The organism is Pseudoalteromonas luteoviolacea (genome assembly GCF_000814765.1).
Taxonomy (GTDB): domain Bacteria; phylum Pseudomonadota; class Gammaproteobacteria; order Enterobacterales; family Alteromonadaceae; genus Pseudoalteromonas; species Pseudoalteromonas luteoviolacea_H.
The window spans coordinates 273,360-297,986 of record NZ_JWIC01000004.1; the positions used below are offsets into that span (position 1 = coordinate 273,360).

A 24,627-nucleotide genomic window follows, 5' to 3' on the forward strand; every position below is an offset into this window, starting at 1 on the left:
GCCAGCAATTAGCTGGCTTTTTCTTTGTTAAAGCAACATTTTTTGATTAAATCCAAAATCACTTTTTGGCTTGGTGTGATTTTATTCATATCTAAGTGCTCGTCGGGCTGGTGGGCTTGATTAATTGAACCTGGGCCCATGACAATGGTTTCACAGCCCAACTGTTGTAAAAAGGGCGCTTCGGTACAGTAATTTACTGCAATGGCCTTTTGCTTTGAGAGCTTTTCTGCAAGCTTCACGAGCCCTGAATCTGTGCGTCCACTAAAAGCGGGGATAGGGTCGTGAAGCGCGATGACATCGACACTACCAGGAAATTGTTCATTAATAGGCTTGAGTGCATTGAGTAGCATCTGCTCCAGTTCAATGATACTCAGTCCAGGTAGCGGTCGAATATCAATATGCAGTTCGCAGCATCCGCAAATGCGATTGGCATTGTCGCCACCGTGAATATGGCCTAGGTTCAAAGTTGGGTGCGGTACAGCGAAATGCTCAATTGAATATTTATTCTTTAACTCTTCTTTTAAATGTAACAATCTTGTGATCGCTTGCTGCATGACTTCGATGGCATTTAACCCTCTATCGGGATCTGAACTATGCCCCGAACGTCCTGTAACACGAATAGCACTGCTCATATGCCCTTTGTGTGTAAATACAGGCACCATGTCAGTGGGTTCTCCGATCACACAGTATTTCGGTTTGAGGGAAGTGTGCTGGGCAACTTGTTGCGCACCTGCCATTGTGGTCTCCTCATCTGCCGTGGCGAGGATCATCAATGGTTCACTTTGGTACTTGTGATCTAGCTGTGATATGGCGTCGATCACAAATGCAAAAAAACCTTTCATATCAATACTACCAAGCCCAAACAGCTTATTGTCCTTCTCAGTTAACTCAAAGGGATCTGAAGTCCATCTGGCATCGTCAAAAGGCACTGTATCTGTATGACCTGCAAGCATTAACCCGCCATGATTTTCACTGCTATCAAGCGGCTCTCTGCGGGCCAGTAAATTATATTTCCCGGGCGCATGTGTGAGTTCGGTGATCTCAACGTCAAAGCCGAGATCGCGACACCAGTTGGCGAGCGCGTCGATAACGTCCTTGTTACTCTGATCTAACGTCTCGTCAATGGCGCTAATTGACGGCTTGGCAATGAGGGTTTTATACATGTCGAGAAAATCAGGCACAGACATAATACTCCAAAATATTTATTCAAAGATGTTGCATAAAAATTTATATGTGTTTAGTATGAATATCAATTCATTTTTAAAGAATAATTATTTTAGGGGTGGCGATGCGAAGAACATGACATCTATAGCAAGTGTGACTCCCCAATCAACTAACTAAGAAAGAGTTATCGATGTTAAATGTTTCTATTATCGGCGCCAGTGGATATAGTGGTGCAGAATTAGCCAAATTACTAGCAAATCATCCTGAATTTAATTTGATTAGTTGTTACGTTTCTGAACAAAGTTTGGACAAAGGTAAGTTGTTGAGTTCTTTGTATCCGGAACATAGCGGTTTACTGGATATCGAGTTATCACCCCTCACAGAGCAAGCATTCGCTCAAATTGCTGCGCAGTCGGATTACGTTTGCCTTTGCACTGACCATAAAGTAAGTGTATCTCTGGCCCCTAAATTTCTCGAATTAGGGTTAAAAGTTTTTGACTTGTCAGGGGGCTTTCGCCTAGCTGATGCCTCTCAATACCAAGCATTTTATGGATTTGAACATCCACATCAAGCATTGCTAGACGAAGCTCAATATGGCTTGGCCGAGTGGTACTCTACTGCGATTAAAGATGCGCAGTTGGTTGCTGTTGCTGGGTGTTATCCAACCGCAGCGTTAAATGCATTAAAACCACTTAAAAACGCAGGGTTACTCACTGAATTACCTATTATTATCAATGCGGTTTCCGGTGTTACAGGGGCGGGCAGAAAAGCCTCTTTGGCTACGCATTTTTGTGAAGTGTCTTTATCTCCTTATGGTTTATTTAACCATCGTCATGGCCCCGAAATCACTCAGTATCTGGATCACCCAGTTCTATTTACACCACATTTAGGCAATTTTGCACGTGGGATCTTGGAAACTATCTACGTGCAGTTAAAAGAAGGCGTGACACCTCATGAGGTTGAAGCGGCTTATCAATGCCTTGCGGATGAACCCCTTATTCGTCTCAAAGGCGAAAACATGCCATCGATTAAAGGAGCGGCAAATACCCCGTTTGTAGATATAGGCTGGCAACAACAAGATCAGCAGTTAATCGTGGTTGTCGCAATTGATAATTTACTGAAAGGCGCAGCGGGCCAAGCACTTCAATGTATGAATATTGTTAGTGAGTTTTCACCTACTTTGGGGTTAAAAGGATGAATCAAGTAGCAAAACAAACTTGGGTGATCAAAGTGGGTGGTGCGGTGCTCAATACCGAACAAGCCGCGCTTTCGCTATTTCAGGTTTTACACGAGTTAAGCAAAGAGCAAGACAAGCAGTTTGTACTGGTTCATGGCGGTGGCGCATTAGTTGATCGCTGGCTAGAAGATGCTGGCTTTGCCACTGCTAAACATCAAGGTTTGCGGATAAGCCCCAAAGAGCAATTGCCATACATAGTCGGCGCTTTGGCGGGGTGCGCTAACAAACAGCTTATGTCACAAGCCATTGTTGCGGGACTTCAGCCTGTTGGCACGTGTTTGTACGAGGCGGGTTTTCTAGCTAAGCAAAAGCTCAAGGCGCTCGGGCAGGTCGGTACATGCGTTGCCGAAGAGGGGCTCGGTCTTTTGGAAAATCTGTTGGCGCTTGGGCGCATACCTCTAGTGAGCTCAGTTGGAATAGGTCAAGACGGCGGTCTGTATAACATCAATGCGGATGAGGCTGCTGCGGAGATTGCTCAGAATATTGGCGCTGAGTTGGTATTTATGACCGATGTAGAAGCGGTATTAGATGCACAAAAACAGCCTTTGCACTCGTTAAATGCAGAGCAAATTGAGAGCTTGATACAACAGAAGGTGATTGTGGGCGGGATGGAGGTCAAAGTTAAGACCAGTCTTCACGCTGCCCAACATTTACGACGTGGTGTTTATATCTCTAGTTGGCAAAAGCCAGAAAATTTAATTGCCTTATTAAGAGGCGACCATGTTGGAACCAAAATTTTACCTTAGGATATACCATGACTCAGTCATTCATCACGGGCTTGGAGCTCGACCAAACTGGACTTTTAAAACTGTTTAATCTTGCGCATCAGATTAAAGCGCAACCACAGGATTTTTCACAGGCTTTGGCTGGAAAATCGATAGTCACTTTATTCGAAAAACCAAGCTTACGAACGCGTTTATCATTTGATATCGGGATCAACAAGCTCGGTGGCCATGCGGTTTACCTAGATCAACAAAATGGTGCAATGGGCAGCCGCGAATCGGTAAAAGATTTTGCGTTGAATATTTCCACTTGGGCTGATGGTATTGTCGCACGTGTTAATCAACATAGCACGCTGTCAACGCTTGCTGAATATGCCACTGTTCCTGTGGTGAATAGTTTGTGTGATCTCTATCACCCATGTCAGGCATTGGCTGATTTTATGACATTGCAAGAAGTATATGGCGATGTGAGTGGATTAAAATTGGCCTATTTGGGTGAGGGAAATAACGTGACTCATTCTCTGATGTTATTAGCTGCTAGTTTAGGCACCGACTTTGTTGCAGTGTGTCCTAAAGGTCATTCACCAGATGCGCAAATTGTTAAGCAGGCGGAGCAGATGGCTGCGGTGAACGGGGCCAGCATTTTGATCAGTGATCGAGTTGAAGCGGCAGCAGGCGCAAATGTACTGTATACAGATACGTGGGTTTCGATGGGCAGTAATGTGTCATTGGAGCAAGCAAAAGACACGTTTATGCCATATCAAATTAATAGTGAACTGTTAAAACAAACAGGTGCACAAACCGTTTTACATTGCCAGCCTGCACACAGAGAGTACGAAATTACTTCTGCGGTAATGGATGGTGAAAATTCAAAGATTATTCAACAAGCTGAAAACCGGATGCATGCCCAGAATGCGCTACTGGTGACCTTGTTAAACAAGCAATATTAAAAGGGTAGAGAAAATGAGTGAAGTAAAGAAGGTTGTACTGGCGTATTCTGGCGGTTTGGATACGTCTGCAATCGTGCCATGGTTAAAAGAAAATTACGGTTGCGAAGTGGTCGCGTTCGTCGCAGACGTAGGTCAAGGTGAAGAAGAGCTGGCTGGTGTAGAAGAAAAAGCCATCGCCTCAGGAGCCAGTGAATGCTATGTCGTTGACTTAAAAGAAGAGTTGGTGAGTGATTATATTTACCCAACTTTGCAAACCGGTGCTATTTATGAAGGCACCTATTTACTTGGGACTTCGATGGCGCGTCCTATCATTGCCAAAGCTCAGGTGGAAGTAGCCCGTAAAGTGGGGGCTGATGCGTTATCGCATGGGTGCACAGGTAAAGGTAATGATCAGGTTCGCTTTGAATCTTGTTTTGCTGCGTTAGCGCCTGATTTAAAAGTGATTGCCCCTTGGCGTGAGTGGACACTATCGAGCCGAGAGTCGCTGCTTGATTACCTTGCTCAAAGAGATATTCCCTGTGCTGCATCGGCCACAAAAATATACAGTCGAGATGCCAATATTTGGCACATCTCTCATGAGGGTGGTGAGCTTGAAGATCCTTGGAATCAGCCGAGCGATCAGGTTTGGACTTGGACAACAGCGCCTGAGCAAGCGCCTGAGCAGCCTGAATTTGTCTCAGTGTTAGTCGAACAGGGTAAAGTTGTCGCGGTCAATGGTGAGCGGTACAGTCCTTATCAATGTCTAGTAACCCTAAACCAAATTGCTGCTAAACATGGGGTGGGCCGTGTTGATATCGTGGAAAATCGTCTCGTAGGTATGAAATCTCGCGGCTGTTATGAAACACCGGGTGGCACGGTGATCATGGCAGCATTGCAAGCGATCGATGAATTAGTACTCGATAAATCAAGTCGTAAGTGGAAAGAAACATATGCCAGCGAGTTTTCTCATTTAGTCTACGATGGCCGTTGGTTTACGCCACTGAAAGACTCCATTTTAGCCGCGGCTCAGGCGTTGGCTGGTAATGCGACGGGTGAAGTGGTATTGAAGCTATATAAAGGGCAAGTGGTCGCTGTACAAAAGCAGTCAGTGAACAGCTTATATAGCGAAGATTTTGCCACCTTTGGTGAAGATGATGTTTATGATCAATCTCATGCTGAGGGCTTTATTCGTCTGTTCTCGCTGTCGAGTCGAATTGCGGCTTTGAATAAGCAAAAGCAGTCTTAGTTGGCGCAAAAGGAGTTATACATTATGGCATTATGGGGTGGGCGCTTTTCTACAGGCCCTGATCAAGCGTTTAAGCAGTTTAATGATTCATTACCTTTTGACTACCAGTTGGTTGAGCAAGATATCGTCGGTTCTATCGCATGGGCAGGTGCACTTGAGCAAGTTGCTGTTTTGACTCGTGAGGAGTGCAAGCAATTGGTTGATGCGTTGCACTCGCTGCTTGATGAGTCTCAAGCGAATGGTGTTGAGATAGCAAGCAGTGGCTATGAAGATATTCACTCGTATGTTGAAGCTAAACTGATAGAAAAAGTAGGCGATTTAGGTAAAAAATTGCATACAGGTCGTAGCCGAAATGATCAAGTTGCTACGGACTTTCGGCTATGGTCTCGCCAGACTGCACAGCAGATTGTGGTTGCACTAAAGTCTTTGCAAGGTGCGTTGGTGCAGCTAGCTGAACGGGAGTTTGAGACCATTTTACCTGGCTATACACATTTACAGCGCGCGCAGCCTGTGCTCTTCAGTCATTGGTGTATGGCGTATGTTGAGATGCTGACTCGCGATGTTTCACGTTTGAACGGTGCAATTGAACGCCTTAATGAATGTCCGCTTGGTTCAGGTGCATTAGCAGGGACTGCGTACCCAGTTGATAGAGAACGTTTGGCAGAGCAGCTCGGTTTTGACCGTGCTACGCGAAATAGCTTAGATGCCGTATCTGATAGAGATTTTGTGGTAGAGCTACTGAGTTGTGCTTCTATTTCAATGATGCATTTGTCGCGTCTTGCTGAAGATATGATCTTTTATAACAGTGGTGAGTCAGGTTTTATTGAATTGGCAGATAACGTGACGTCGGGCTCATCCTTAATGCCGCAGAAGAAAAATCCAGATGCACTGGAGTTAATTCGCGGAAAAACGGGGCGTGTGTTTGGCGCATTTAGTGCCATGATGATGACACTCAAAGCACTTCCTTTGGCCTATAACAAAGATATGCAAGAAGATAAAGAAGGTCTGTTTGATGCCCTACCAACGTGGATCGCATGTATTCATATGGCGGAGTCTTGTATTAAAGGGGTGAAAGTCAATGCAGAAAGGACCTTAAAGGCTGCGCAAGGCGGACACGCTAATGCAACTGAACTTGCAGATTACCTTGTCGCTAAAGGTGTTCCCTTTAGAGAAGGGCATCACATTGTTGGACAATTGGTGCAAATCGCCATTGAGCAGGGCAAGAATTTAGAAGAACTGGCGTTGGATGAATTGAAACTGGTATGTCCAAAAATTGACAGTGATGTCTATCCGCGGTTAGAAATTGCCGCCTGTATTGCCGCAAGGCAAGCATTGGGTGGCACATCTTTGCCGCAAGTGCGTGAAGCAATCAATACATTTAAGCAATCTATCGCAGATTAAAATACATAAGTTACTCGAGTGAAGTTATTACACAGCTTCACTCTGTTATTTTTAATTAACATTTTATTTTCTTTATTGTGTCATATAATCTGCATTTGTTCCCATAACTTCCCTCTTTCTCAACGATTTACACGCGCTAACACTGAAAGAACTAATCTATAGTTTTTTAAGTTTATGACATTAAAGTTCTTTTTGTTTTTTCGCTTCCTAAGTAGATCATCGCATTTGTTGTTAACTGATATGAAATTTAGTAATTTTTAATTGTTAAAATAACAATTTTTAGCTCGTTTACTGATAAATCAATAGGTTAATTATTGTTCTTTTAAAGGTTTGGTAAATTTTTTGTTTTATTTTTGTTTTGATTTGGCCTGCTTGTTGCTTAAATATGACTTCTAGAGTTTTAGCTGCTGAATATTGTTGTGTCAGCTGAAATGAAAAAATTCATAAAGAGGGAAAGCAATGTTTAACTTTAATATCAAACACTTTGATTCATCTAAAAATGCTGGAAAAACAAAGACAAAATCTGGTAATGTGATTACATCTCTCGAAATTTTAAAGGTGGTATCTGGTGGGCGTGGTAGCGGCAATTATCCTAAAAAGCGCTTTTCATATACTCAACGTAGATAATGGCATTTGATTACTTCGGATTAAGTATTGGGGCCCTTGTGATTTGGGGCTTTTTTATGGCCAGTTTACTGCATGTGTCTTTTTACATACTGGCCGTGAATAAAAATGTGCAGGCATTAGCATGTGCAACTATTTTGGCTATCTCTTATAGTCTGAGTGACTTGACCATGCCAGTAAATTTTGAGGCCATAGATTTTGGGGTGCTGCTGGCTTATGATCTACTCACGTTGTTTATACTCATCATAGCAAGGCACTTTCTATTTCAACAGGCTGCTCGCCAACCTTGCTATACATATTGCTGCATAGGCCTGACCATAAATGCGCTGTTATTCCTAGCAATGTTTACTGATTCGTATTTATTAGGCAATTATGAACCCTGGGCTTTATGGTACTTTTATTCTTCAACCGTTAATATTGTCGATTTAATCATGGTTAGCGCTGTGATACTGAATCGTGATTTTATAGGCTTGCAATTGTTGTCACGAAAACTTTTGAATACAAAGGCGACTGCTTAGTTTGCTGCTATCACGTGCGTGTCATAGCAGCCACTGGCCAGCTCATTAATTAATATTGATATTCCCAACTTACGCCAAATGCTTGGTGTGTATCGTCTTGTTGGTTCGTTTTGTCTTGCCAAATAGTAAAACTGGATTTAAATAGGCCTGTCCAAAGCTCAGTTTGAACGCCCACTTCTAACAATGTTCGGTCTAAATCAAGTGATTCAAAATCGCTCACTTTTAGCTTTGCATACCCCCCTGCGCCTTCAATTTGAAAGTAATCGGCTGCAATGGTGATGCTTTTTGCTTGTGGTCCATTGGATGCGCCAAGCCACAACCCATATTCTTTGTAGTCAGCGCCTTTATCTGTTTGTTGGAAGTTGCATTGAAAGCTTGCTGACTCTGCTAAGCAATCTGTTGTGGTATCACTGAATTCGATATAGCCTTTAATACGGTAGTCTTGATCGGCCCAGAAGCTTTCAACACCCGCTGTAAAAAGCGCTTCATCTGGTAGAACGCCATTGTCATTGTTACCACTATACTCGCCGTAAAATGCGAAAGGCTGGCCACCCCATATAGATGAAAATTTAAAATCTATGCTAGTAATACGCTGCTTTTTCAGCTCGGTTTCAGTGCTTAGTTGAGTGTAAACAAAGTCACTACCTGTCGTCGCAAAACCCAGTTCAAGCCCTTTAATGGGGGTGGAAGAGAATCGCGCTCCCCAAAAGTCTCCAGACGTATTAGCTGGTTTATGACGTGCAGCGATGGCGGTGATTTGCCACGGCCCAATAAAAGATAAAAACTGTGGTCCCCTGTAATTTGTATTTGCTCTACTTAAACGCACGGCTTTCATCGGCGTTGCATTATTGGATAGCAGTAGCGCGTTTTCATTGCCAGGGCCCCACCAATAATCAAGTCGTTCAGCGCTTAAAGACCAGTCACCAAGTAATACGGCTAAGTGGCTACCATGATGATTAATATGCTTACCATCAAGTGCCTCATCGGCATAGTTTATTTGAACGCGAGCACTGACATTGCTACCGGTGATCTCACCAAACGTTGTAATGCCTGACTTTTCTCTATGATTCTCACCCATGCCAGTATCTGAACTCGGCTTGTCTCTATAATGCGCTTTAATACCTGATTGTGTGTTTGTTTTTGCATGCTGAAGTGCATGGCGAAGATGACTGACAGCAAAAGCAGTTTCATCATTCAAAGAGGCTGAATCGATATGTCTCAAGTCATGCGCGATGCCTTGCCATAACAGAGGGTATTGATTGACAGGTCGATTGATCAGGCCATGACTGACCAATAAATCGATCGAGTGTTTTAATGCACTATCCTCAGCAGTTATCCAGGGTCCTGCGTGGCTGTATAGTGATAAAGTGCACAAACCGATTGCACTGAGATATTTTAATTTCATGCGTGCAGTTTCTCCTTCAGGGCGCTAGCAACCAGTGGGTCAACAAATTCACTGACATCTCCGTGGTGAAGCGCAACCTCTTTGACTAAAGTTGAGGAGATAAATGAGTTTCTCTCTGATGGGGTTAAAAATACGCTTTCTAACTCTGGGTATAGCCTACGGTTCATATTGGCAAGTTGAAACTCATAGTCAAAATCAGAGACCGCGCGGATCCCCCTAATCAAAACATTGGCATTTTGTGCTTTTGCTAGGTCAACCAATAGCCCTGAAAATCCGATAACTTGGACATTTGGTATGTCACACAATACTTCTTTGGCCAATTTTACACGCTCTTCAAGTGTGAAACAGGGCTTTTTCGAAGGGTTGTGTGCGATGGCTAATATGATGGTATCAAACATATTCGCAGCGCGTTTTATAAGATCAGCATGTCCGTTTGTCAGCGGATCAAATGTACCAGGGTATAGAGCTATAACTTTCATCAGATTGTTGCAACACAAAAAATTTTTGCTATGTTAGCAGCCTTCTAAAGCAAATTCACTGGTCTGCTTTCAAATTTGCTCATTTAACCTTGTATATGTTTAGTGCTATTTTCAATTAACCAAGAGGCCGCCAAGCCGTTACTTTAATTAAGCGTGTAAAGAGAGTTGGATATGAATACCAAGGAAAAAATAATTCGTACGAGTATTGCCTTGTTTAACCTGCATGGTGAGCGAGCGATAACCACCAATCACATTGCTTCCAATATGGGGATCAGCCCGGGAAACTTGTACTACCACTTTAAAAACAAAGAAGACATCATCAGGCATATTTTTTCTCTTTACAGCGAACATTTGAGCACGCATTTTAAGCCACTAAGTATTGAGCATGAGCCTTTGGAGCAGTTGACACAGTACTTAGACTCTTTGTTTGAGTTAATGTGGCGATATCATTTCTTCTATGACAATCTCACGGATATTTTGGCACGAGATAAAGGATTGAAAAAAGATTACATCGAATTTCAATCACAGCTTTTTGAGCAAGTTAAAGCCGTTGTTATTGGTTTGCGCAGTGCGGGAGTGATTGATATTGAAGACTATGATGTGAATGAATTGGCACATATGCTCAAAATGGTTGTTAGCTTTTGGACTCCTTATGTCAAAGCGAGAAGGTTGACGGGCGTACTTGAGCAAAAAGATATCTACAATGGTATTGTGAAAGTGCTCATGCTATTCAAGCCTTATGCAACACAAATGAGCAGTGACAAAATAGCGCAGCTGAGAGATTATTATCAAGATCAGGCTGATACAAGCTTACCGAGTATTGCTTAATCGGCTGTAATTGAGCTGCCATCTGATGTTGGCAGCTTTCGCTGTGATCCTAAACTATTTGCCAATCTCCCTGATTATTTCCTAGTCTTTAAGAAGTTTGCTATAATCCCGCGCCTTAAAATGATTCAACGTCTTGTGCGTTTATAGTTTCACACCAGCGAGTAACTTCATATGCTTAAATTTATCGTCAAGCTGCACCCTGAGATCGTCATTAAAAGTAAATCAGTGCGTAAGCGTTTCACTAAAATTTTAGAAAAAAACATCAAGCTTTTGCTGGGTCGAGTTGATGAAAAGATTTTCGTGAAAAACAACTGGGATAATATCACGGTCGTGAGTCAGTTAAGTGATGATAAAACCCGCTTGGCATTGATTGATGGTCTAAAGCGTGTGCCTGGTGTGACATTATTTTTAGAAGTTCAGGAAGTGACCTTCGAAACGCTGGACGATATCTACCAACACACTTTACCACTAGTACGTGAGCAAATTGCACATAAGACGTTTTGTGTCCGTGTGAAACGTCAAGGTAAGCATGACTTCACTTCAAGTGATGTAGAGCGTTACGTGGGTGGGGGGTTAAATCAAAATGTTGAAACGGCAAGTGTAAAGTTAACTCGACCGCAAGAGACGGTTAAAATCGAAATAAAGGACCAGTTTGCCTATATCGTGCGTGCCCAATATCGTGGCTTAGGTGGATTTCCACTGCCTACCCAAGAAGATGTGCTGTCATTAATGTCGGGTGGGTTTGATTCGGGTGTTGCCAGCTATCAAATGATCAGAAAAGGTGCTCGTACGCATTTCTTATTTTTCAACTTAGGTGGGGCTGCACATGAGATTGGTGTGAAGCAAGTAAGTCATTACCTTTGGAAGCAATATAGCTCAACACATAAAGTAAAATTTATTACGGTTGATTTTGAGCCAGTCGTTGCAGAAATTTTGGAGAATGTAGAAAACAGCCAGATGGGTGTTATCTTAAAGCGTATGATGATGCGAGCGGGTAGCGCAGTCGCACAAAAGCTTGGTATTCAAGCGCTTGTTACAGGTGAAAGCATTGGTCAGGTTTCCAGCCAAACATTGGCAAACTTGAGTGTTATTGACCGTGTGACTGAAACTTTGATCCTAAGGCCGTTGATCCAGAATGATAAAGAAGAGATCATCCGGATTGCCAGAGAAATTGGCACATGTGAAATGGCTGAAGCCATGCCTGAGTACTGTGGTGTGATCTCTAAAAAGCCAACGGTTAAAGCGGTACTAGAGAAAATAGAAGCAGAAGAAGCTAACTTTGATTTTGATGTATTAGATACGGTTGTCGATAATGCGGTGATTAAAGATATTCGTGATATCGAAGTTGAAGCAAAAGAAGAAGTTAAAGAAGCTGAAAACGTCAAAGAGTTACCAGAAAACGCCGTGGTCGTCGATATTCGTTCTCCAGAAGAGGAAGATGCAGATCCATTAGAAATCGATGGTATTGAAGTGATCCATTTACCGTTTTTCCGGTTAGCGACCAAATTCGGTGATTTGCCTCAAGATAAAGACTATTACCTCTATTGTAGTAAAGGGGTAATGAGTCAGCTACAGGCACTGATCTTACATGAAAATGGTTTTACTAAAGTCAAAGTGTACCGACCATAAAAAATATTAGAGCAGGCTTAAGCCTGCTCTATCAGTTTTATTTGTCGCCATAATCCGTCGTTGACTTCCGCATGGTGGCCATGCTTTTGTGCTGTTAAAGAAATAAAGCCACAAATCGCATCTATTTCGGAGCGCCTTTTAAGCTTGATATCCTGTGCCATCGATGATGTATTCTTCGCGGTTAAAGTCATGACTTTATAGGCACGAGCAAGCTCTTCATTTAATTTTAATTGAATCCCTTCTTGGTGCGCAATAAAACAAGCTTCATTAAGCAAGTTCAATACGTCAGAGGCATATTTGGGAGCCCTCAATGCACCATTGGGGCATTGTTTAATCGCACTTAATGGATTAATGGCAATGTTTACACAGAGCTTTTGCCAGCGGATCACGTTGATGTCATCAACCACTTCAATGGGGTCAAAACGCTGTGAGAACCATTTTTGATATACATCGTTCAGCGTGAGTTGTGCCGCTAAGTTGCAAGCGCCCAGTTGCGTGAGGCCAGGACCTTTAAATATCACTGTGTTTGGGGCTGACTTCATACCGCCCATAGAGGTACTGAGAAAAAACAGCGCCTGTTTTGAAGCTAACTTGGCGCTGATCTTAGAGAGATCGTGCATGCCATTGTGGCTGAGAATAATGTCGGCGTCATGACTCAAATGGGGTAAAATTTCTTTGCAAGCTTGTTCTAGCTGATAGGCTTTGACTGGTACGATACATGTTTGAATTTTTTTATTCAGCTGTTTCAATGTGGTCACTTGTACATTGAGGCGATGTTGTTTTTGGTCACGAATGAGAAAGTACTCAGCATCTGTGCTATCACGTGTGATCAGGGTTACAGTATGGTGGTGAGCGAGCCTTTCAGCCAAAAGTAACCCAACGGCACCACATCCTAAGATATAAATCTCACTCATTATTTAGCCTACGTTGCTTAAAGCGTTGGTAAAACCATATGGCAATAAAGTAGCTAATCGCACCTGCTACATCAGCAATAAAGTCCCCTAGAGATGCTTGTCTATATGGGATCGTAGATTGCATCCACTCAACAGCCGCACCATAACTTATTAGTAGCACCATATGAAACCATATTTTGAATCGAAAGGCGTGATGGGAGAAAAATGCAAGTGCAAAAAACACCCCAAAGTGCACGACTTTATCTAAGTGCTCTATTCTTATGCCATGACTTTTCACTTCTTTTGCAAAAAGGTATGTGATGACGATTAAAAACAGTAAAAGTAGTGTTCTATATACTTTTCTGGTCACATGTGCTCCAACTTCGATGTGATGAAAATTGAGTATAACACTGAAATATTAAAAGTGGCTTAATAGCAAATGTATGAATACACAGCAGTATATAAGTATGCTCCAGTGCTCACGGTGATGTAAAAAAGTATATATTATTGCTAGCGAGCATTGTTATAATTCGATATAAATTTGTTTTGAGGAGAAAGCAATGCCTTCATTTGATATTGTATCTGAAATTGAAATGACGGAAGCAAAAAATACCGTTGATAATGCAAATCGTGAGCTAGAAACGCGCTATGATTTTCGTGGTGTTGAAGCATCTATCGAGTTAAAAGACGAAGTGATCCAATTAAAATCTGAGTCTGAACAACAGGTGATGCAACTGTTTGATATGGTCGTAGGTAAAGCGGCCAAACGTGGCTTAGATGTTGGTTGTTTTGAGCTAAAAGACGTCGAGCGAAGTGGTAAAACGTTTGCACGTAAAGTGGCGTTAAAGCAAGGCATTGATAAAGATATGGCTAAGAAAATCGTTAAGCTTATCAAAGATTCAAAGCTCAAAGTACAAGCGGCTATTCAAGGTGAAGAAGTACGTGTTACAGGCAAAAAGCGTGATGATTTACAGGAAGTTATGCAGCTTGTTCGTACGTCAGAATTAGGTCAGCCATTCCAGTTTAAAAACTTTAGAGACTAATTCGTTTCTCAGCTAGGGTTTCAGATCAATAGATGGTGCTGGAACTCTAGACGTCCATTGACAATCCCCCCTTAAATCTCAGACAATGTGCGCGGAATTTCGAGGTGCCTGACCCGATAGATTAACTGTCGGTATATTGGATAATCGGGAAGTTGGTGCGCAAGACAGAACTTGGCAATGCCAACGCTGCCCCCGCAACGGTAAAACTGTTTAATTTGGTTGAGCCCGGAGACCGGCCTTGAATTTGACTCATTTGATGAACTTTGTGCGGTGGGCACAGAGTAGGGGACCTTCATGTTAAAAATTTCTGCGCTAAGTGCTGCTGTATTAGCAGCGGTTTCATTTCACACATCTGCGACTCAAGAAATAGAGCGTATCACCGTTACAGCAAACAAAATTGAGCAGTCGCAAAAAGACGTATTAGCGTCTGTATCGGTAATAGAGCGCACAGAGATCGAACGCAGTGGTGCACGAGATCTGGTTACGCTTCTATCTCAGCAAGCGGGTATTCAAATTAATTCAAACGGTGGTTTTGGCCACAATGCAGGTTTGACTTTAAGAGGTGCTAGCTCAAAGCATACTCTGGTATTGATTGATGGAAACCGAGTGGGCTCTGCCACACTAGGCTATAAGTCAATTGCAAAAGTGCCTTTGCAAAGTATTGAACGTGTTGAAATATTAAAAGGCTCTCGAGCAGCAATTTATGGCTCAGATGCCATGGCTGGTGTGATCAACATTATCACTCGTCGTGCAGAGCATACAACAGCGGATATTACCCTGGGTAGCAATAGTTATCGCAATGCTCAAGTCGCCACTTCGTTTAAGAATGACGCGCTGACTGTTTTAGCAAATGTGGGTTACGAAGAGACTGATAACTTTGACGTTCTGCAAGGAACGCAGCCTGATTCTGATGGCCATGACAACACCAGCTATGGGCTCAGAGCTGAGTACCAAATTAACCCTGAGAGTAAAGCGTTTGCGGCTTTTCAAGGCAGTGAAGGGGATACAAGCTACGATAGCCGCTTCGGTTCTAGTAATTCGACTGTGTACCAAGATAAGTTCGACAATCAATTTTTAAGCATTGGTTTTGAGACGCAGCTGGGTAATGTATCGCATGCATTGACAGCAACGAAATCGCAAGACGAATCAGTTGATGTGAGTGAGTTTGGTGCCAGCAAAACAGTGACTAAACGCAATATATTCAACTACGATGGCCATATTGATGTGCAAGAAAACTGGGTTGTTTTGGGCGGTGTAAATGCAACAGAAGATGATGTATCTGCATCAACTTCTACTTATGTGCAGAGTAAGCGTGATACCTTGGGTGTATTTGTAGGTACTGTTTACGAGTATGATCAAGCTTTGGTAGAGGCAACGGTTCGTTATGACGACGATGATCAGTTTGGTAGTGAAGTGACGCACAGTCTCGCATTGGGATATAAAGTGCATCGCGATGCTACATTTAGACTAGCCCATAATACGGGCTATAAAGCACCGACTTTCAATGATCTGTACTTTCCTTCATCTGGAAACCCGGCACTCTTACCGGAAGAGTCAGATAACTTTGAGCTTGGCTTAAAGGCAGCGATGGCTGACACTGTGATAGATTTTGCTATTTATCAAACGGATTACACAAATAAGATAGTATGGCGACCTAATGCTAACGGCAATTGGGGACCTGATAATGTCGAGAATGCACAGCATCAAGGTTTAGAGCTGAGTATTTCAAATACGTGGCTGTATGGTATCGAGTCAGACTTAAATTTCGCATTCGTCAATGCTAAAGATAAGACCAATGGTAAGCCACTTCCTCAGGTTGCAAAGAGCACTGTCAATTGGCAACTCGATAAACAATGGGATGATTTTGAAGTGATCACTGAGCTGCAGTTCCGTGGTCGTCGAGACAGCACGGCAGCTTTACCTACTGGCGAAGCATTTAGATTAAACTCATATACTTTGGTGAACTTAGCGGCAAATTATAATTTGTCTGATGCACTGAAGTTATCTGCGCGAATAGAAAACTTACTCGACAAAGAGTATGGTGCGGTTGCATCCAGCCTTGTAATGAATGAGCAAAGCGAAGTGACAGGCGTGAATTATTACAACACACCTGAAAGACGTTTCTTTGTTAATTTACAATATCGCTTTTAAGCTGTAAAAAAGGTGAGCGAGTGCTCACCTTTTTTATTCTAAGTAGGCGCTAAATCGCTGCTCAAACTTCGCCACTTTGGGCGCAATCATAATGCTGCAATAGCCTTGATTAGGATTCTCATCGAAGTAGTTTTGATGATATTGCTCGGCACTATAAAATGTATCAATTTCACTTAGTTCAGTGACAATGGTGTCTTGGTACTCAGGTTGCAGCTTCGCTATATGAGCTTGCGCTAGCTGTAACTGCGCATCAGAATGATAAAAAATGACACTGCGGTACTGTGTACCAATGTCATTACCTTGGCGATTGAGTTGCGTGGGATCATGTAGTGTAAAAAACATTTCAAGTAGCGTCTCAAACGATACTTCATTTGGGTCAAACGCCAGTTGCACCACTTCTGCATGGCCTGTTGCGCCTGAACAAATATCTTTATATGTTGGATTGAGCGTACTGCCGCCACAGTAACCAGACGTCACTTGTGTGACCCCTTTTACTCTGCGAAAAGCAGCATCGATACACCAAAAACACCCGCCACCAAACGTGGCCAGCTGTGATTTACTCATTATTCAACTCCTTCGTTTTGCTCACGATGAGGAAAAGCTTGCTGCTGTTTCCCCAGCTCAACAGCAGTATGCTCAGGTGAGCTGGTTCGTTTAGCTAATATGCTATAGGCAGTTGGAATCACAAACAAGGTAAGAATCGTTGCTAAGCTAACGCCCGCGAATACGACGACACCAATTACCATTCTGCTTTCAGCGCCGGGTCCCGTCGCTATTACTAAGGGAATTGCGCTCATAACCGTGGTTAAAGACGTCATGATAATAGGGCGCAGACGCTGCGTCGCGGCGGTGATGATGGCGTGTTCGAACGCCAAACCTTTGTCGCGTAATTGGTTGGCAAATTCCACGATTAAAATCCCATTTTTGGCGCTGAGTCCTATCAACATAACGATGCCAATTTGGCTGTAGATGTTGATTGAGTTGTTACTAAAGTACAAACCTAACATGGCGCCAATTAACCCCAGTGGTACTGTTAGCATAATGACAAATGGATGCACAAAGCTCTCAAATTGTGCCGCTAAAACCAAGAAGGTGACTGTCAGTGCAAGGATAAAGACATAGGTCATTGCCGATGCGCCTTCATAAAAGAGCTGGGACTCACCTTTATAGTCGATGGCGCCGTCAATCTGATTTTCTTCACTGGCAACGGTGTTCAAAAAGTCCAATGCCTGCTCGAGAGTGTAGCCCTCTGCAAGGTTGGCTGAAATGGTGATTGCACGCATACGGTTGTAGCGGTTTAACCTTGCTGCTGTGGCTTCTTCTTTGATGGTGATCAGACTATCGAGAGGAATGAGTTGACCTGTTCGAGAAGACACATATACGTTATTAACATCTGATGGCGTTGTAAAGTCAGCCTTAGTGCCTTTGAGGATCACGTCATACTCTTCACCTCTGTCAATGAAGGTGGTGACACGGCGCTGGCCAAGCATGGTTTCTAACGTGCGACCGATATCGTCGGTGGATACACCTAAATCAGCCGCTTTGAGTTTATCAATACTGATCAAAAATTGTGGAAATGTTTCTTTGTAATCATGATCAAGCCGAACTAAACCAGGGTTGCTTCTTGCTCGCTCAAAAATTCGGTCTCGCCAAGCGGCAAGTTCTTGGTAGTCATTGCCTTGCAATACGAACTCAATGGGTCGTGAAGAGCCTCCACCGCCAATACCTCGGCGCATAATTGCAAATGCTCTGACATCGGTCACCTGCTGCATTTTGCCACTGATCTCTGACATAACTTGCCAAGTGGAACGCTTTCGTTCATCCCAATCCGGCATTCCAACAATGGCAACGCCCCCCATATTTCCCCAGCCAGGTACGCGGATCAGTACACGGCTGAGTTCATTGTTTTCAACATACGGCATGAGGTGCTGTTCAATTTGTGCCATATTAGCTGCATTATTTTCATAGCTGGCGCCTTCTGGACCACTCATCATTAGGAAAAACGTACCGCGATCTTCTTTCGGTGTCAGCTCTGATGGGATTTGTTTAAATAGACCATAACTCGCGGCCATTGAGAGCAGTAACATGCACAAGAGTCCATAACGGCTTTGTATATTGCGGCTTAACACATTTTGATAGTGTTGCTCTAGCTTACCAAATTGATGATTCATCCATTTTGAAAAGCGACCTTCTTGTTCTTGTTTGAGTACTTTAGAACACAGCGCGGGCGATAGAGTAAGCGCTGTGATACTTGAAAAGATCACTGCGGCACTGACCGCCAGTGCAAACTCGGTGAATAGGGCCCCGATCCGGCCATCCATAAAGATCAGTGGCACGAATACGGACACCAACACCAGTGTTGTGGCGATGATTGCAAAACCAACCTCCCTGGCTCCTCTAAAAGCTGCCAGTAATCTTGGTTCGCCTTGTTCAATGCGGCGGTGAATGTTTTCAAGCATGACAATGGCGTCATCAACCACTAGACCGATGGCGAGTACCAAGGCCAGTAAGGTGAGCAAGTTGATTGAATAGCCCATTGCGAGTAAAAACATAAATGTTGCTATGAGTGCGACTGGCACTGTTACAGCAGGGATAAGCGTTGCACGAATGTTGCCCAAGAAGATGAAGATAATGAGTACAACTAGCCCCATGGCAATGGCGAGTGTGCGATAGACCTCAGAAATAGACTCTCGAATAAAAATAGATGAGTCATAGCTGTCTTCAATTTTGGTGCCTTCAGGTAGGTTTCTCTTGATGGCAACAAGCTCTTTTCTCACATTATCAACAACATCTAATGTATTGGCTTTAGCCTGCTTTACAATGCCAAGCCCAATCATATTCTTCCCGTTTCCTCGGAAGGTACTTTCTTCATCTTGTGCTTCTAAAGACACATTGGCGACTTCGCCTAAGCGAACTAAATAGCCATTTTCGCCGCGTTTAACAACCAGTTCATTGAAATCACGTTGTGAGGTGTAACTACGGGCAATACGCACGGCAAAGTCACGGTCTAGAGACTCAATTTCACCAGCGGGCAGTTCAACGTTTTCGCGACGCAATACGGTTTCAATATCACTACTTGTTATACCTCTGGCGGCCATGGCTTGACGATCAAGCCAGATTTTCATGGCATACCTCCGTTCCCCGCCTATTTGCACGCGTGATACACCATCAACAACGGCAAGTCGGTCAACAACATAGCGCTGTGCATAGTCAGAAAGTTGCAGCGTGTCCATTGAAGTGCTGTTAAGGACAAACCACGCTATGGCGTTTTCATCGTCACTTGATTTTGATACTTCAGGTGGGCGGACTTGTTCAGGTAATCTATCTAAAGCGCGAGAGACACGCTCTCTCACATCATTCGCTGCCGCATCAATATCTCGGTCGACATTGAACTCTATGGTGATATTAGAGCGACCATTTCGACTTGATGAATTGATACTTTTTATGCCTTCAATTCCAGAAATACGGTTTTCTAACACTTGGGTAATTTTAGCTTCTACGACAGCTGCCGACGCGCCAGTATAATCGGTGCTGACATTAACGATCGGTGTTTCAATATCCGGGTACTCTCGCAAAGGTAGCATGGTGAATGCAACGATACCGAATGTGAGCAAGAGTAAATTGATAACAATGGCAAAAGTGGGCCGCTTAACAGCCATATCCGTGATTTTCACATTTTACCCCTTAACAGACACTTGGCTACCACTACGTACTTTGGTGGTGCCTTCAGTCACAACTAATTCACCAGATTGGAGTCCTGTGACGGCTACCCAGCCTGAAAAGCGGTTTAACAAAGTGATCTGTTGTTGCTGTACTTTGTTATCCTTGACGACATAGACAAAGTGCTTATCTTGTCGTGGTATTAAACTTTTTTCCGGTACCATTAAGGCGTCAAGTTGCTGCAATTGTACTGCGACATTCAATAACATGCCTGGACGCAGTGCGTGGTCAGTGTTGTTAAAGCTGGCGGTAACTTGAATACTACGTGTCGCTTCGTTTATACGGGGGTCAATATGTGAGATCTGGCCTAAAAACGCACGACCAGAATAAGCGTCGCTGGTCACATTGGCTGTCATGCCTAATGCCAGCTTCGCTAAGTACTTTTCTGGCAACTGAAAATCAACTTTAATGATACTGATATCGTCGAGTGTGGTCAGTGGGGTGTTGTCTTTGACATAACTGCCGATTGATACCAAACGTTTGCCAAGTACGCCATCAAAAGGCGCATGAATACTCATTTCTGATAATTTGAGTTTCGTCGTTTGCAGTTGTGTGGTTAATGCGTCAACCTTTGAGCGCTGTGCGTCTAACTGAGAACGTGCTGCTGATTGTGTTTTGGCAAGTTCTGTTAAGCGAGTCAACTGCCTTTGCTGCTCTTTTAAATTAATAGTCAACTCTTTGACAGCCAGAAGTTCCTCTTTATTATTGAGTTGAGCAAGCTTTTGACCGCGAGAGACCACTTGCCCATCCACAAATGAGATATCACTGATGTAATCGCTGTGTGAACTAGTAATATCAACAGCTTGATTCGCTCGGGCTGAGCCGATGGCGTTTGCGGTGATGGCGCGTTGTTCGGCAACAACCTCATGCACTGACACTTCGACGGTGCTCGCCGAACGATTTGTTTGCTCTCCCTGTGACGCAGGAAAATAGAGATAGCCGCATAATGCGAATAGCATTAAAATGAGAGTAGGAAAAAGGGCTTTGCCCGACTGTTTTGCACGCATAATTTAATCTCACTATTTGTAGATGATTAGTGTACAAAAATTCTTACGAGAGAAAATCACGGATATCTTGTATATTTGTGTATTAAACGAAAATATAACAGAACAGATTAATGTGTACCTAAAAGGTTACTGACATGCGTAAAGCAAAACCCTGTAAAAGGTGCTTACAACTGAGAAAGTTATTCGTGTGGTTGATTGCCATGCTGATATTTTATTGGTGGTTTTATTATGCATAAAGTTTCATTACGTGCCTCTGCAAATCGCCATAGTATAGAGTTTATGCTCGCTGGTGGCATTTGCTTAGGAGTGATTATTTTATTCGTGACGTTGCGTGCTACGCCACCTACGATATTGGAGCTGGCCCTAGCGGCAGCGGCTATCTGCTCGATATTACTGGGATTTTTGAAAAGTCAGCAGCCTTTCTACAGCGTCGAATTGAGCACGTTAGCATTTAACTATGTACATAAATTTGGCGTTATGCACGTTTCTCATGGCAATTTTCACTCCAGCGGAGTCCCTTTTGTAACTCAAGGAGTTGAAAACCTTGAGTTAAATGCTGTAGGTATTAAACTAAACAATATTGATGAGTTTTTAGCTGAGCTTACCCCCCGTTTGGCTGGTAAGTTGCTAATTGAACAACGGCATGTTTTTTTACAAGCTGTTAAAATACATTGCGCAAATGGCAATTGTCCATCAGAATGGCTGGTTGAGGAAACCTGTTATGAGTCGCCGGACGGGCGAGTTTACACAGGCCTAATGGCTATGTTTGCAAACCGGATGCAAAACTTAAAAACGGTCACAGGGTACGATTTATTGTTACCTGCGAATGTTTTGGATAGGGATATATGGCAATTTGCTACTATTTTAAACCACTGGAAATTAAATCCAGAAAAGGTGGTCAAAGATTTGCATGAGCAAATAGCCACCGCTAGATGAAGTAACAGGATATATACATGAGCTTCGATAAAGCCTTTATTAAAAGTGGTCGAAATACCATCATCCATAAAGATAAAAAGCTCGATTTAGTGATCGTAAACGGGGAAGCCCATCCGAGAATTAAGGTAACTGCGACTGGTTTGATACCTTTCAAAGAGGAGTTGCCGAGAAACCGTCGGGAAGCTAAAGAGCGTTATTTAGAGGTGGTGCAAATATCAAGTCCGGACGTATTCAGTGAAGTAAAACGGCTGCTATTTATTCAGTCATTAGATGGTCGTGAATACAAAGTTGATTACAGTAAAATTGGTACTAAATTATTTGTTCGGATTCACCAAGATAGCTACCTCTAACTTGACACTGAGGTAGTCAGTTAGGAGTTGTAATGCTAAAAAAATCGCTTATTGTCACAGCCGTCTCTGTTGTTTTGAGTGGCTGTGGGGGCTCTGGTGGCTCAGATGAAGAAGTTGTCAGAGCCAGCATCAATGCAGGGCAAGATGTCACTGTCATAGAAAAGAATGAATTTACACTCAAAGCGACTGCGTCACCAACCGGTGGGACGTTCAATTGGCAAGTGACTTCAGGTCCCTCATTCGAAGGTTTTCCTCAAACAGGCGAAGAACTTACTGTCACGGCTCCCGATGTTAAAGGGGATAGTATCGCCGTATTAAAAGTAGATTATCTGGCACCATCAGGTGAACTCGTGTCAGACACGCTCAATGTCAATATCACGTCTAATAATCAATTGCCGGTTGCTAAAGTGACTCAAACAGGCCCTGAAACGCCGCCTTCAAAGTATTTGGATACCGTGGTGTTATCCGCGGCTGATTCGAGCGACCCTGACGAAAACGGCCAAGTTGTAGGTTATAAGTGGGAGCTGATATCAGGACCCAGTAATATCACTGTTGAAGACAGTGGCAGTGTGACCTTAAGTTTTGTACATCCTCTGCTTGCCGATACTCAGACGGCCGTGTGGCGCTTAACCGTGACAGATGATGAGGGGGGAAGCACCACTACTGATTTTAGCGTTGCACTGGCAAAAAATGACAAAGTGGTGTTGGCCAATGCAGGGGACGACCAGCAAGTATTGGAATTCGATACTGTGACCTTGGATGCGACTAAGAGTGTGACTGTAGATGGCGAATATACTTGTGTATGGCAGCAATCCAGCACTGGAGATAGCATTACCTTGGCCGATAGCACCGCGTGTAAAACCACGTTCCAAGCGCCGGATAAAGACGACAAAACGTTCGCAACATTTAAAGTCACTGTGACTGACTCGTCTAATCGCACCGGCGATGACGAAGTCCGCATTGATATCTTGCCCAAGCCGTTGAGCAACCTGAACGACAGTGGAGCCAGTGCTTGCTATAACGACTCTGCCATCATTAACTGTGATAATACTGAGTTTCCACGCCAAGATGCTGAGCTCGGCCGAGACAGTGTGGCTAAAGTTATTTCTAAAGAGGGCACCGGTAGCCTTGCCTTTGACTTTACCAAGCTAGACGCCGATGGCAAAGAGTTACGTGATGATGCATCCACATTTAGTTGTGTGCGAGACAATATCACGGGATTAGTGTGGGAAGTAAAAGAAGCCACCGCAGGCACACTACCTAATACGTCAACGCGCAATGCGCAAAATCACTATACTTGGGCTCTAAACCCCGACGGTACAGAGTTAATTGGCAGCGAGTACCCGGTGATAGATCCAGCCCCCTGTCCTCACATTAACGATACATATCGATGTGGCGTGCAAGCTTTTATCACTCGTGTAAATAGTGAGTCGGGTGGCTACTGTGGTGGTAATACTTGGCGCTTGCCAAGTTATACCGAGCTTATGAGTATTGTAGACTTTGGCCGTGTAGGCGTGCATGTACTCGATCCCACTTTCTTCCCAAATGTGCCACAAACGTCACTGCAAGGGCATTTGTATTATTGGACCATTCAGACCGCTGTTGGGGGAACTGATGGCAGTGATGGCAATTTAACTCGCGCTTATGTGATCGATATGGAAACAGGTAATGATGTGCCTCGGGCAAAAGCGCAAACTGCGTACGTGAGGCTAGTACGAGGTAATACCAATGCAAATTAAGATGATTTTGGCCGCTGCATTATTCAGTCCTTTTGCAATTGCTCAGCAGTGTGCGTCCAGTACCTCGGTGCCGCTTTCAACACCGGATGATCGCTTTATCATAAATACGGATGGTACCGTGTGTGATACTAAAACGGACATTATGTGGCAGCGATGTACATTTGGTTTTGTGTATAACGCCGAAACCGAGAGTTGCGATAATAAAGAGCAACAATTGAATTGGCAGCAAGCACTGGCCGCTGCAAATAACAGCCGTTTGGGTGACTATGATGATTGGCAGTTACCAAATGTGAAAGAGCTCGCAACCTTGGTAGAGAGAAGCTGTGAAGATCCCGCCATCAATATGACGGTATTTTTAGGCAACCATAGCGGTAACTACTGGACCAATACCACTAATGTCAAAGACATCTCACGTGCGTGGACGTATCAATTTTCAGATGGCTTGAATGACAGTTCAAGTATAAAAACATCAGATGCGTTTGTACGATTAATGCGATATACCTTCTGCCCAAAATCTGAGCAATAAATTGCAAAGCAGGTAGAGGGTGTTGTACATCTGAAATGTATGCAGCTTATCTCGCTTGGGTTAAAAATAAGTTTGGTTGA

22 protein-coding genes, 1 pseudogene and 1 riboswitch are annotated in these 24,627 nt (G+C 43.5%); of the genes and pseudogenes, 15 read left to right on the forward strand and 8 right to left on the reverse strand.

Annotated features, from left to right (window positions below; genetic code table 11):
* Positions 1 to 8 precede the first annotated feature (8 nt).
* Positions 9 to 1,187 (reverse strand): acetylornithine deacetylase, encoded by a 1,179-nt coding sequence (argE, locus tag JF50_RS04325; protein ID WP_039608271.1) that lies wholly within the window; start codon positions 1,185 to 1,187, stop codon positions 9 to 11.
* 167 nt (positions 1,188 to 1,354) lie between these two features.
* Here argE and argC point away from each other — a divergent pair, with 167 nt between their 5' ends.
* The 7 genes and pseudogenes from argC (at position 1,355) to JF50_RS04355 (ending at position 7,841) form a co-directional block, all read left to right on the forward strand.
* Positions 1,355 to 2,362: an N-acetyl-gamma-glutamyl-phosphate reductase gene (gene argC / locus JF50_RS04330; RefSeq protein ID WP_039608272.1), complete on the forward strand. Its 1,008-nt coding sequence runs from the start codon at positions 1,355 to 1,357 to the stop codon at positions 2,360 to 2,362.
* Complete coding sequence (gene argB / locus JF50_RS04335) at positions 2,359 to 3,147, forward strand: acetylglutamate kinase (protein ID WP_039608273.1); 789 nt, start codon at positions 2,359 to 2,361, stop codon at positions 3,145 to 3,147. The genes argC and argB overlap by 4 nt, the downstream gene beginning before the upstream one ends.
* An 8-nt stretch (positions 3,148 to 3,155) precedes the next feature.
* Positions 3,156 to 4,073 (forward strand): ornithine carbamoyltransferase, encoded by a 918-nt coding sequence (locus tag JF50_RS04340; protein WP_039608274.1) that lies wholly within the window; start codon positions 3,156 to 3,158, stop codon positions 4,071 to 4,073.
* Positions 4,074 to 4,086: 13 nt separating this feature from the next.
* Positions 4,087 to 5,298: an argininosuccinate synthase gene (locus JF50_RS04345; protein WP_039608275.1), complete on the forward strand. Its 1,212-nt coding sequence runs from the start codon at positions 4,087 to 4,089 to the stop codon at positions 5,296 to 5,298.
* Between the two features lie 24 nt (positions 5,299 to 5,322).
* A pseudogene (argH, locus tag JF50_RS04350) lies at positions 5,323 to 6,684 on the forward strand (argininosuccinate lyase); the annotation flags it as partial.
* A 474-nt stretch (positions 6,685 to 7,158) separates the two neighbouring features.
* Complete coding sequence (locus JF50_RS27110) at positions 7,159 to 7,326, forward strand: hypothetical protein (RefSeq protein ID WP_160290450.1); 168 nt, start codon at positions 7,159 to 7,161, stop codon at positions 7,324 to 7,326.
* A gap of 56 nt (positions 7,327 to 7,382) precedes the next feature.
* A complete protein-coding gene (locus JF50_RS04355) occupies positions 7,383 to 7,841 on the forward strand; it encodes a hypothetical protein (protein ID WP_152614457.1) in 459 nt (152 codons plus the stop codon).
* Positions 7,842 to 7,890: 49 nt separating this feature from the next.
* Here the strand turns inward: JF50_RS04355 and JF50_RS04360 are convergent, their stop codons facing one another.
* Positions 7,891 to 9,246 (reverse strand): capsule assembly Wzi family protein, encoded by a 1,356-nt coding sequence (locus JF50_RS04360; RefSeq protein WP_052262133.1) that lies wholly within the window; start codon positions 9,244 to 9,246, stop codon positions 7,891 to 7,893.
* Positions 9,243 to 9,725: a pantetheine-phosphate adenylyltransferase gene (coaD, locus tag JF50_RS04365; protein ID WP_039608277.1), complete on the reverse strand. Its 483-nt coding sequence runs from the start codon at positions 9,723 to 9,725 to the stop codon at positions 9,243 to 9,245. Before coaD ends, JF50_RS04360 begins: the two co-directional genes overlap by 4 nt.
* A 171-nt stretch (positions 9,726 to 9,896) precedes the next feature.
* On the opposite strand from coaD, the gene JF50_RS04370 reads away from it, so the two are divergent.
* On the forward strand, positions 9,897 to 10,553 hold the full coding sequence (locus tag JF50_RS04370; RefSeq protein ID WP_039608278.1) for a TetR/AcrR family transcriptional regulator: 657 nt from the start codon (positions 9,897 to 9,899) through the stop codon (positions 10,551 to 10,553).
* A gap of 171 nt (positions 10,554 to 10,724) precedes the next feature.
* The gene (gene thiI / locus JF50_RS04375; RefSeq protein WP_039608279.1) at positions 10,725 to 12,182 is read left to right on the forward strand and encodes a tRNA uracil 4-sulfurtransferase ThiI; all 1,458 of its coding nucleotides are present in this window, start codon (positions 10,725 to 10,727) and stop codon (positions 12,180 to 12,182) included.
* Between the two features lie 17 nt (positions 12,183 to 12,199).
* On the opposite strand, the gene JF50_RS04380 is transcribed toward thiI, so the two are convergent.
* Both JF50_RS04380 and JF50_RS04385 read right to left on the reverse strand, forming a co-directional pair.
* Positions 12,200 to 13,096 (reverse strand): ketopantoate reductase family protein, encoded by an 897-nt coding sequence (locus JF50_RS04380; RefSeq protein ID WP_039608280.1) that lies wholly within the window; start codon positions 13,094 to 13,096, stop codon positions 12,200 to 12,202.
* Positions 13,089 to 13,445 (reverse strand): VanZ family protein, encoded by a 357-nt coding sequence (locus JF50_RS04385; protein ID WP_039608281.1) that lies wholly within the window; start codon positions 13,443 to 13,445, stop codon positions 13,089 to 13,091. The genes JF50_RS04380 and JF50_RS04385 overlap by 8 nt, the downstream gene beginning before the upstream one ends.
* A gap of 190 nt (positions 13,446 to 13,635) precedes the next feature.
* Here JF50_RS04385 and JF50_RS04390 point away from each other — a divergent pair, with 190 nt between their 5' ends.
* Positions 13,636 to 14,118 carry a YajQ family cyclic di-GMP-binding protein gene (locus tag JF50_RS04390; protein ID WP_039608282.1) on the forward strand — a complete coding sequence of 161 codons (483 nt, stop codon included), beginning with the start codon at positions 13,636 to 13,638 and terminating at the stop codon, positions 14,116 to 14,118.
* A gap of 85 nt (positions 14,119 to 14,203) precedes the next feature.
* Positions 14,204 to 14,374: riboswitch (cobalamin riboswitch) on the forward strand.
* A gap of 38 nt (positions 14,375 to 14,412) precedes the next feature.
* Positions 14,413 to 16,269: a TonB-dependent receptor domain-containing protein gene (locus JF50_RS04395; RefSeq protein WP_039608283.1), complete on the forward strand. Its 1,857-nt coding sequence runs from the start codon at positions 14,413 to 14,415 to the stop codon at positions 16,267 to 16,269.
* 33 nt (positions 16,270 to 16,302) lie between these two features.
* On the opposite strand, the gene msrA is transcribed toward JF50_RS04395, so the two are convergent.
* From msrA to JF50_RS04410, 3 genes are read right to left on the reverse strand one after another with little or no spacing between them, the layout of a single operon-like run.
* On the reverse strand, positions 16,303 to 16,836 hold the full coding sequence (gene msrA, locus JF50_RS04400) for a peptide-methionine (S)-S-oxide reductase MsrA (RefSeq protein WP_039608284.1): 534 nt from the start codon (positions 16,834 to 16,836) through the stop codon (positions 16,303 to 16,305).
* On the reverse strand, positions 16,833 to 19,943 hold the full coding sequence (locus tag JF50_RS04405; RefSeq protein WP_039608285.1) for an efflux RND transporter permease subunit: 3,111 nt from the start codon (positions 19,941 to 19,943) through the stop codon (positions 16,833 to 16,835). Before JF50_RS04405 ends, msrA begins: the two co-directional genes overlap by 4 nt.
* Before the next feature lie 3 nt (positions 19,944 to 19,946).
* On the reverse strand, positions 19,947 to 20,996 hold the full coding sequence (locus JF50_RS04410; protein ID WP_039608286.1) for an efflux RND transporter periplasmic adaptor subunit: 1,050 nt from the start codon (positions 20,994 to 20,996) through the stop codon (positions 19,947 to 19,949).
* A gap of 228 nt (positions 20,997 to 21,224) precedes the next feature.
* Between JF50_RS04410 and JF50_RS04415 the strand changes: the two genes are divergently transcribed.
* The 4 genes from JF50_RS04415 to JF50_RS04430 are packed head-to-tail and all read left to right on the forward strand — an operon-like array spanning position 21,225 to position 24,547.
* Positions 21,225 to 21,932, forward strand: coding sequence for a DUF2982 domain-containing protein (locus JF50_RS04415; RefSeq protein WP_039608287.1), 708 nt, complete (start codon positions 21,225 to 21,227; stop codon positions 21,930 to 21,932).
* Positions 21,933 to 21,949: 17 nt separating this feature from the next.
* Positions 21,950 to 22,282, forward strand: a complete 333-nt coding sequence (locus tag JF50_RS04420; RefSeq protein WP_039608288.1) for a hypothetical protein — start codon at positions 21,950 to 21,952, stop codon at positions 22,280 to 22,282.
* Positions 22,283 to 22,314: 32 nt separating this feature from the next.
* Positions 22,315 to 24,021 carry a DUF1566 domain-containing protein gene (locus JF50_RS04425; RefSeq protein ID WP_039608289.1) on the forward strand — a complete coding sequence of 569 codons (1,707 nt, stop codon included), beginning with the start codon at positions 22,315 to 22,317 and terminating at the stop codon, positions 24,019 to 24,021.
* Positions 24,011 to 24,547 carry a DUF1566 domain-containing protein gene (locus JF50_RS04430; protein ID WP_039608290.1) on the forward strand — a complete coding sequence of 179 codons (537 nt, stop codon included), beginning with the start codon at positions 24,011 to 24,013 and terminating at the stop codon, positions 24,545 to 24,547. The genes JF50_RS04425 and JF50_RS04430 overlap by 11 nt, the downstream gene beginning before the upstream one ends.
* Positions 24,548 to 24,627 lie beyond the last annotated feature (80 nt).

Coding starts and splice junctions, on each gene's coding strand:
- argE (WP_039608271.1), bottom strand. CDS start 1,187: ATGTCTGTGCCTGATTTTCTCGACATGTATAAAACCCTCATTGCCAAG.
- argC (WP_039608272.1), top strand. CDS start 1,355: ATGTTAAATGTTTCTATTATCGGCGCCAGTGGATATAGTGGTGCAGAA.
- argB (WP_039608273.1), top strand. CDS start 2,359: ATGAATCAAGTAGCAAAACAAACTTGGGTGATCAAAGTGGGTGGTGCG.
- JF50_RS04340 (WP_039608274.1), top strand. CDS start 3,156: ATGACTCAGTCATTCATCACGGGCTTGGAGCTCGACCAAACTGGACTT.
- JF50_RS04345 (WP_039608275.1), top strand. CDS start 4,087: ATGAGTGAAGTAAAGAAGGTTGTACTGGCGTATTCTGGCGGTTTGGAT.
- JF50_RS27110 (WP_160290450.1), top strand. CDS start 7,159: ATGTTTAACTTTAATATCAAACACTTTGATTCATCTAAAAATGCTGGA.
- JF50_RS04355 (WP_152614457.1), top strand. CDS start 7,383: ATGGCCAGTTTACTGCATGTGTCTTTTTACATACTGGCCGTGAATAAA.
- JF50_RS04360 (WP_052262133.1), bottom strand. CDS start 9,246: ATGAAATTAAAATATCTCAGTGCAATCGGTTTGTGCACTTTATCACTA.
- coaD (WP_039608277.1), bottom strand. CDS start 9,725: ATGAAAGTTATAGCTCTATACCCTGGTACATTTGATCCGCTGACAAAC.
- JF50_RS04370 (WP_039608278.1), top strand. CDS start 9,897: ATGAATACCAAGGAAAAAATAATTCGTACGAGTATTGCCTTGTTTAAC.
- thiI (WP_039608279.1), top strand. CDS start 10,725: ATGCTTAAATTTATCGTCAAGCTGCACCCTGAGATCGTCATTAAAAGT.
- JF50_RS04380 (WP_039608280.1), bottom strand. CDS start 13,096: ATGAGTGAGATTTATATCTTAGGATGTGGTGCCGTTGGGTTACTTTTG.
- JF50_RS04390 (WP_039608282.1), top strand. CDS start 13,636: ATGCCTTCATTTGATATTGTATCTGAAATTGAAATGACGGAAGCAAAA.
- JF50_RS04395 (WP_039608283.1), top strand. CDS start 14,413: ATGTTAAAAATTTCTGCGCTAAGTGCTGCTGTATTAGCAGCGGTTTCA.
- JF50_RS04410 (WP_039608286.1), bottom strand. CDS start 20,996: ATGCGTGCAAAACAGTCGGGCAAAGCCCTTTTTCCTACTCTCATTTTA.
- JF50_RS04415 (WP_039608287.1), top strand. CDS start 21,225: ATGCATAAAGTTTCATTACGTGCCTCTGCAAATCGCCATAGTATAGAG.
- JF50_RS04420 (WP_039608288.1), top strand. CDS start 21,950: ATGAGCTTCGATAAAGCCTTTATTAAAAGTGGTCGAAATACCATCATC.
- JF50_RS04425 (WP_039608289.1), top strand. CDS start 22,315: ATGCTAAAAAAATCGCTTATTGTCACAGCCGTCTCTGTTGTTTTGAGT.
- JF50_RS04430 (WP_039608290.1), top strand. CDS start 24,011: ATGCAAATTAAGATGATTTTGGCCGCTGCATTATTCAGTCCTTTTGCA.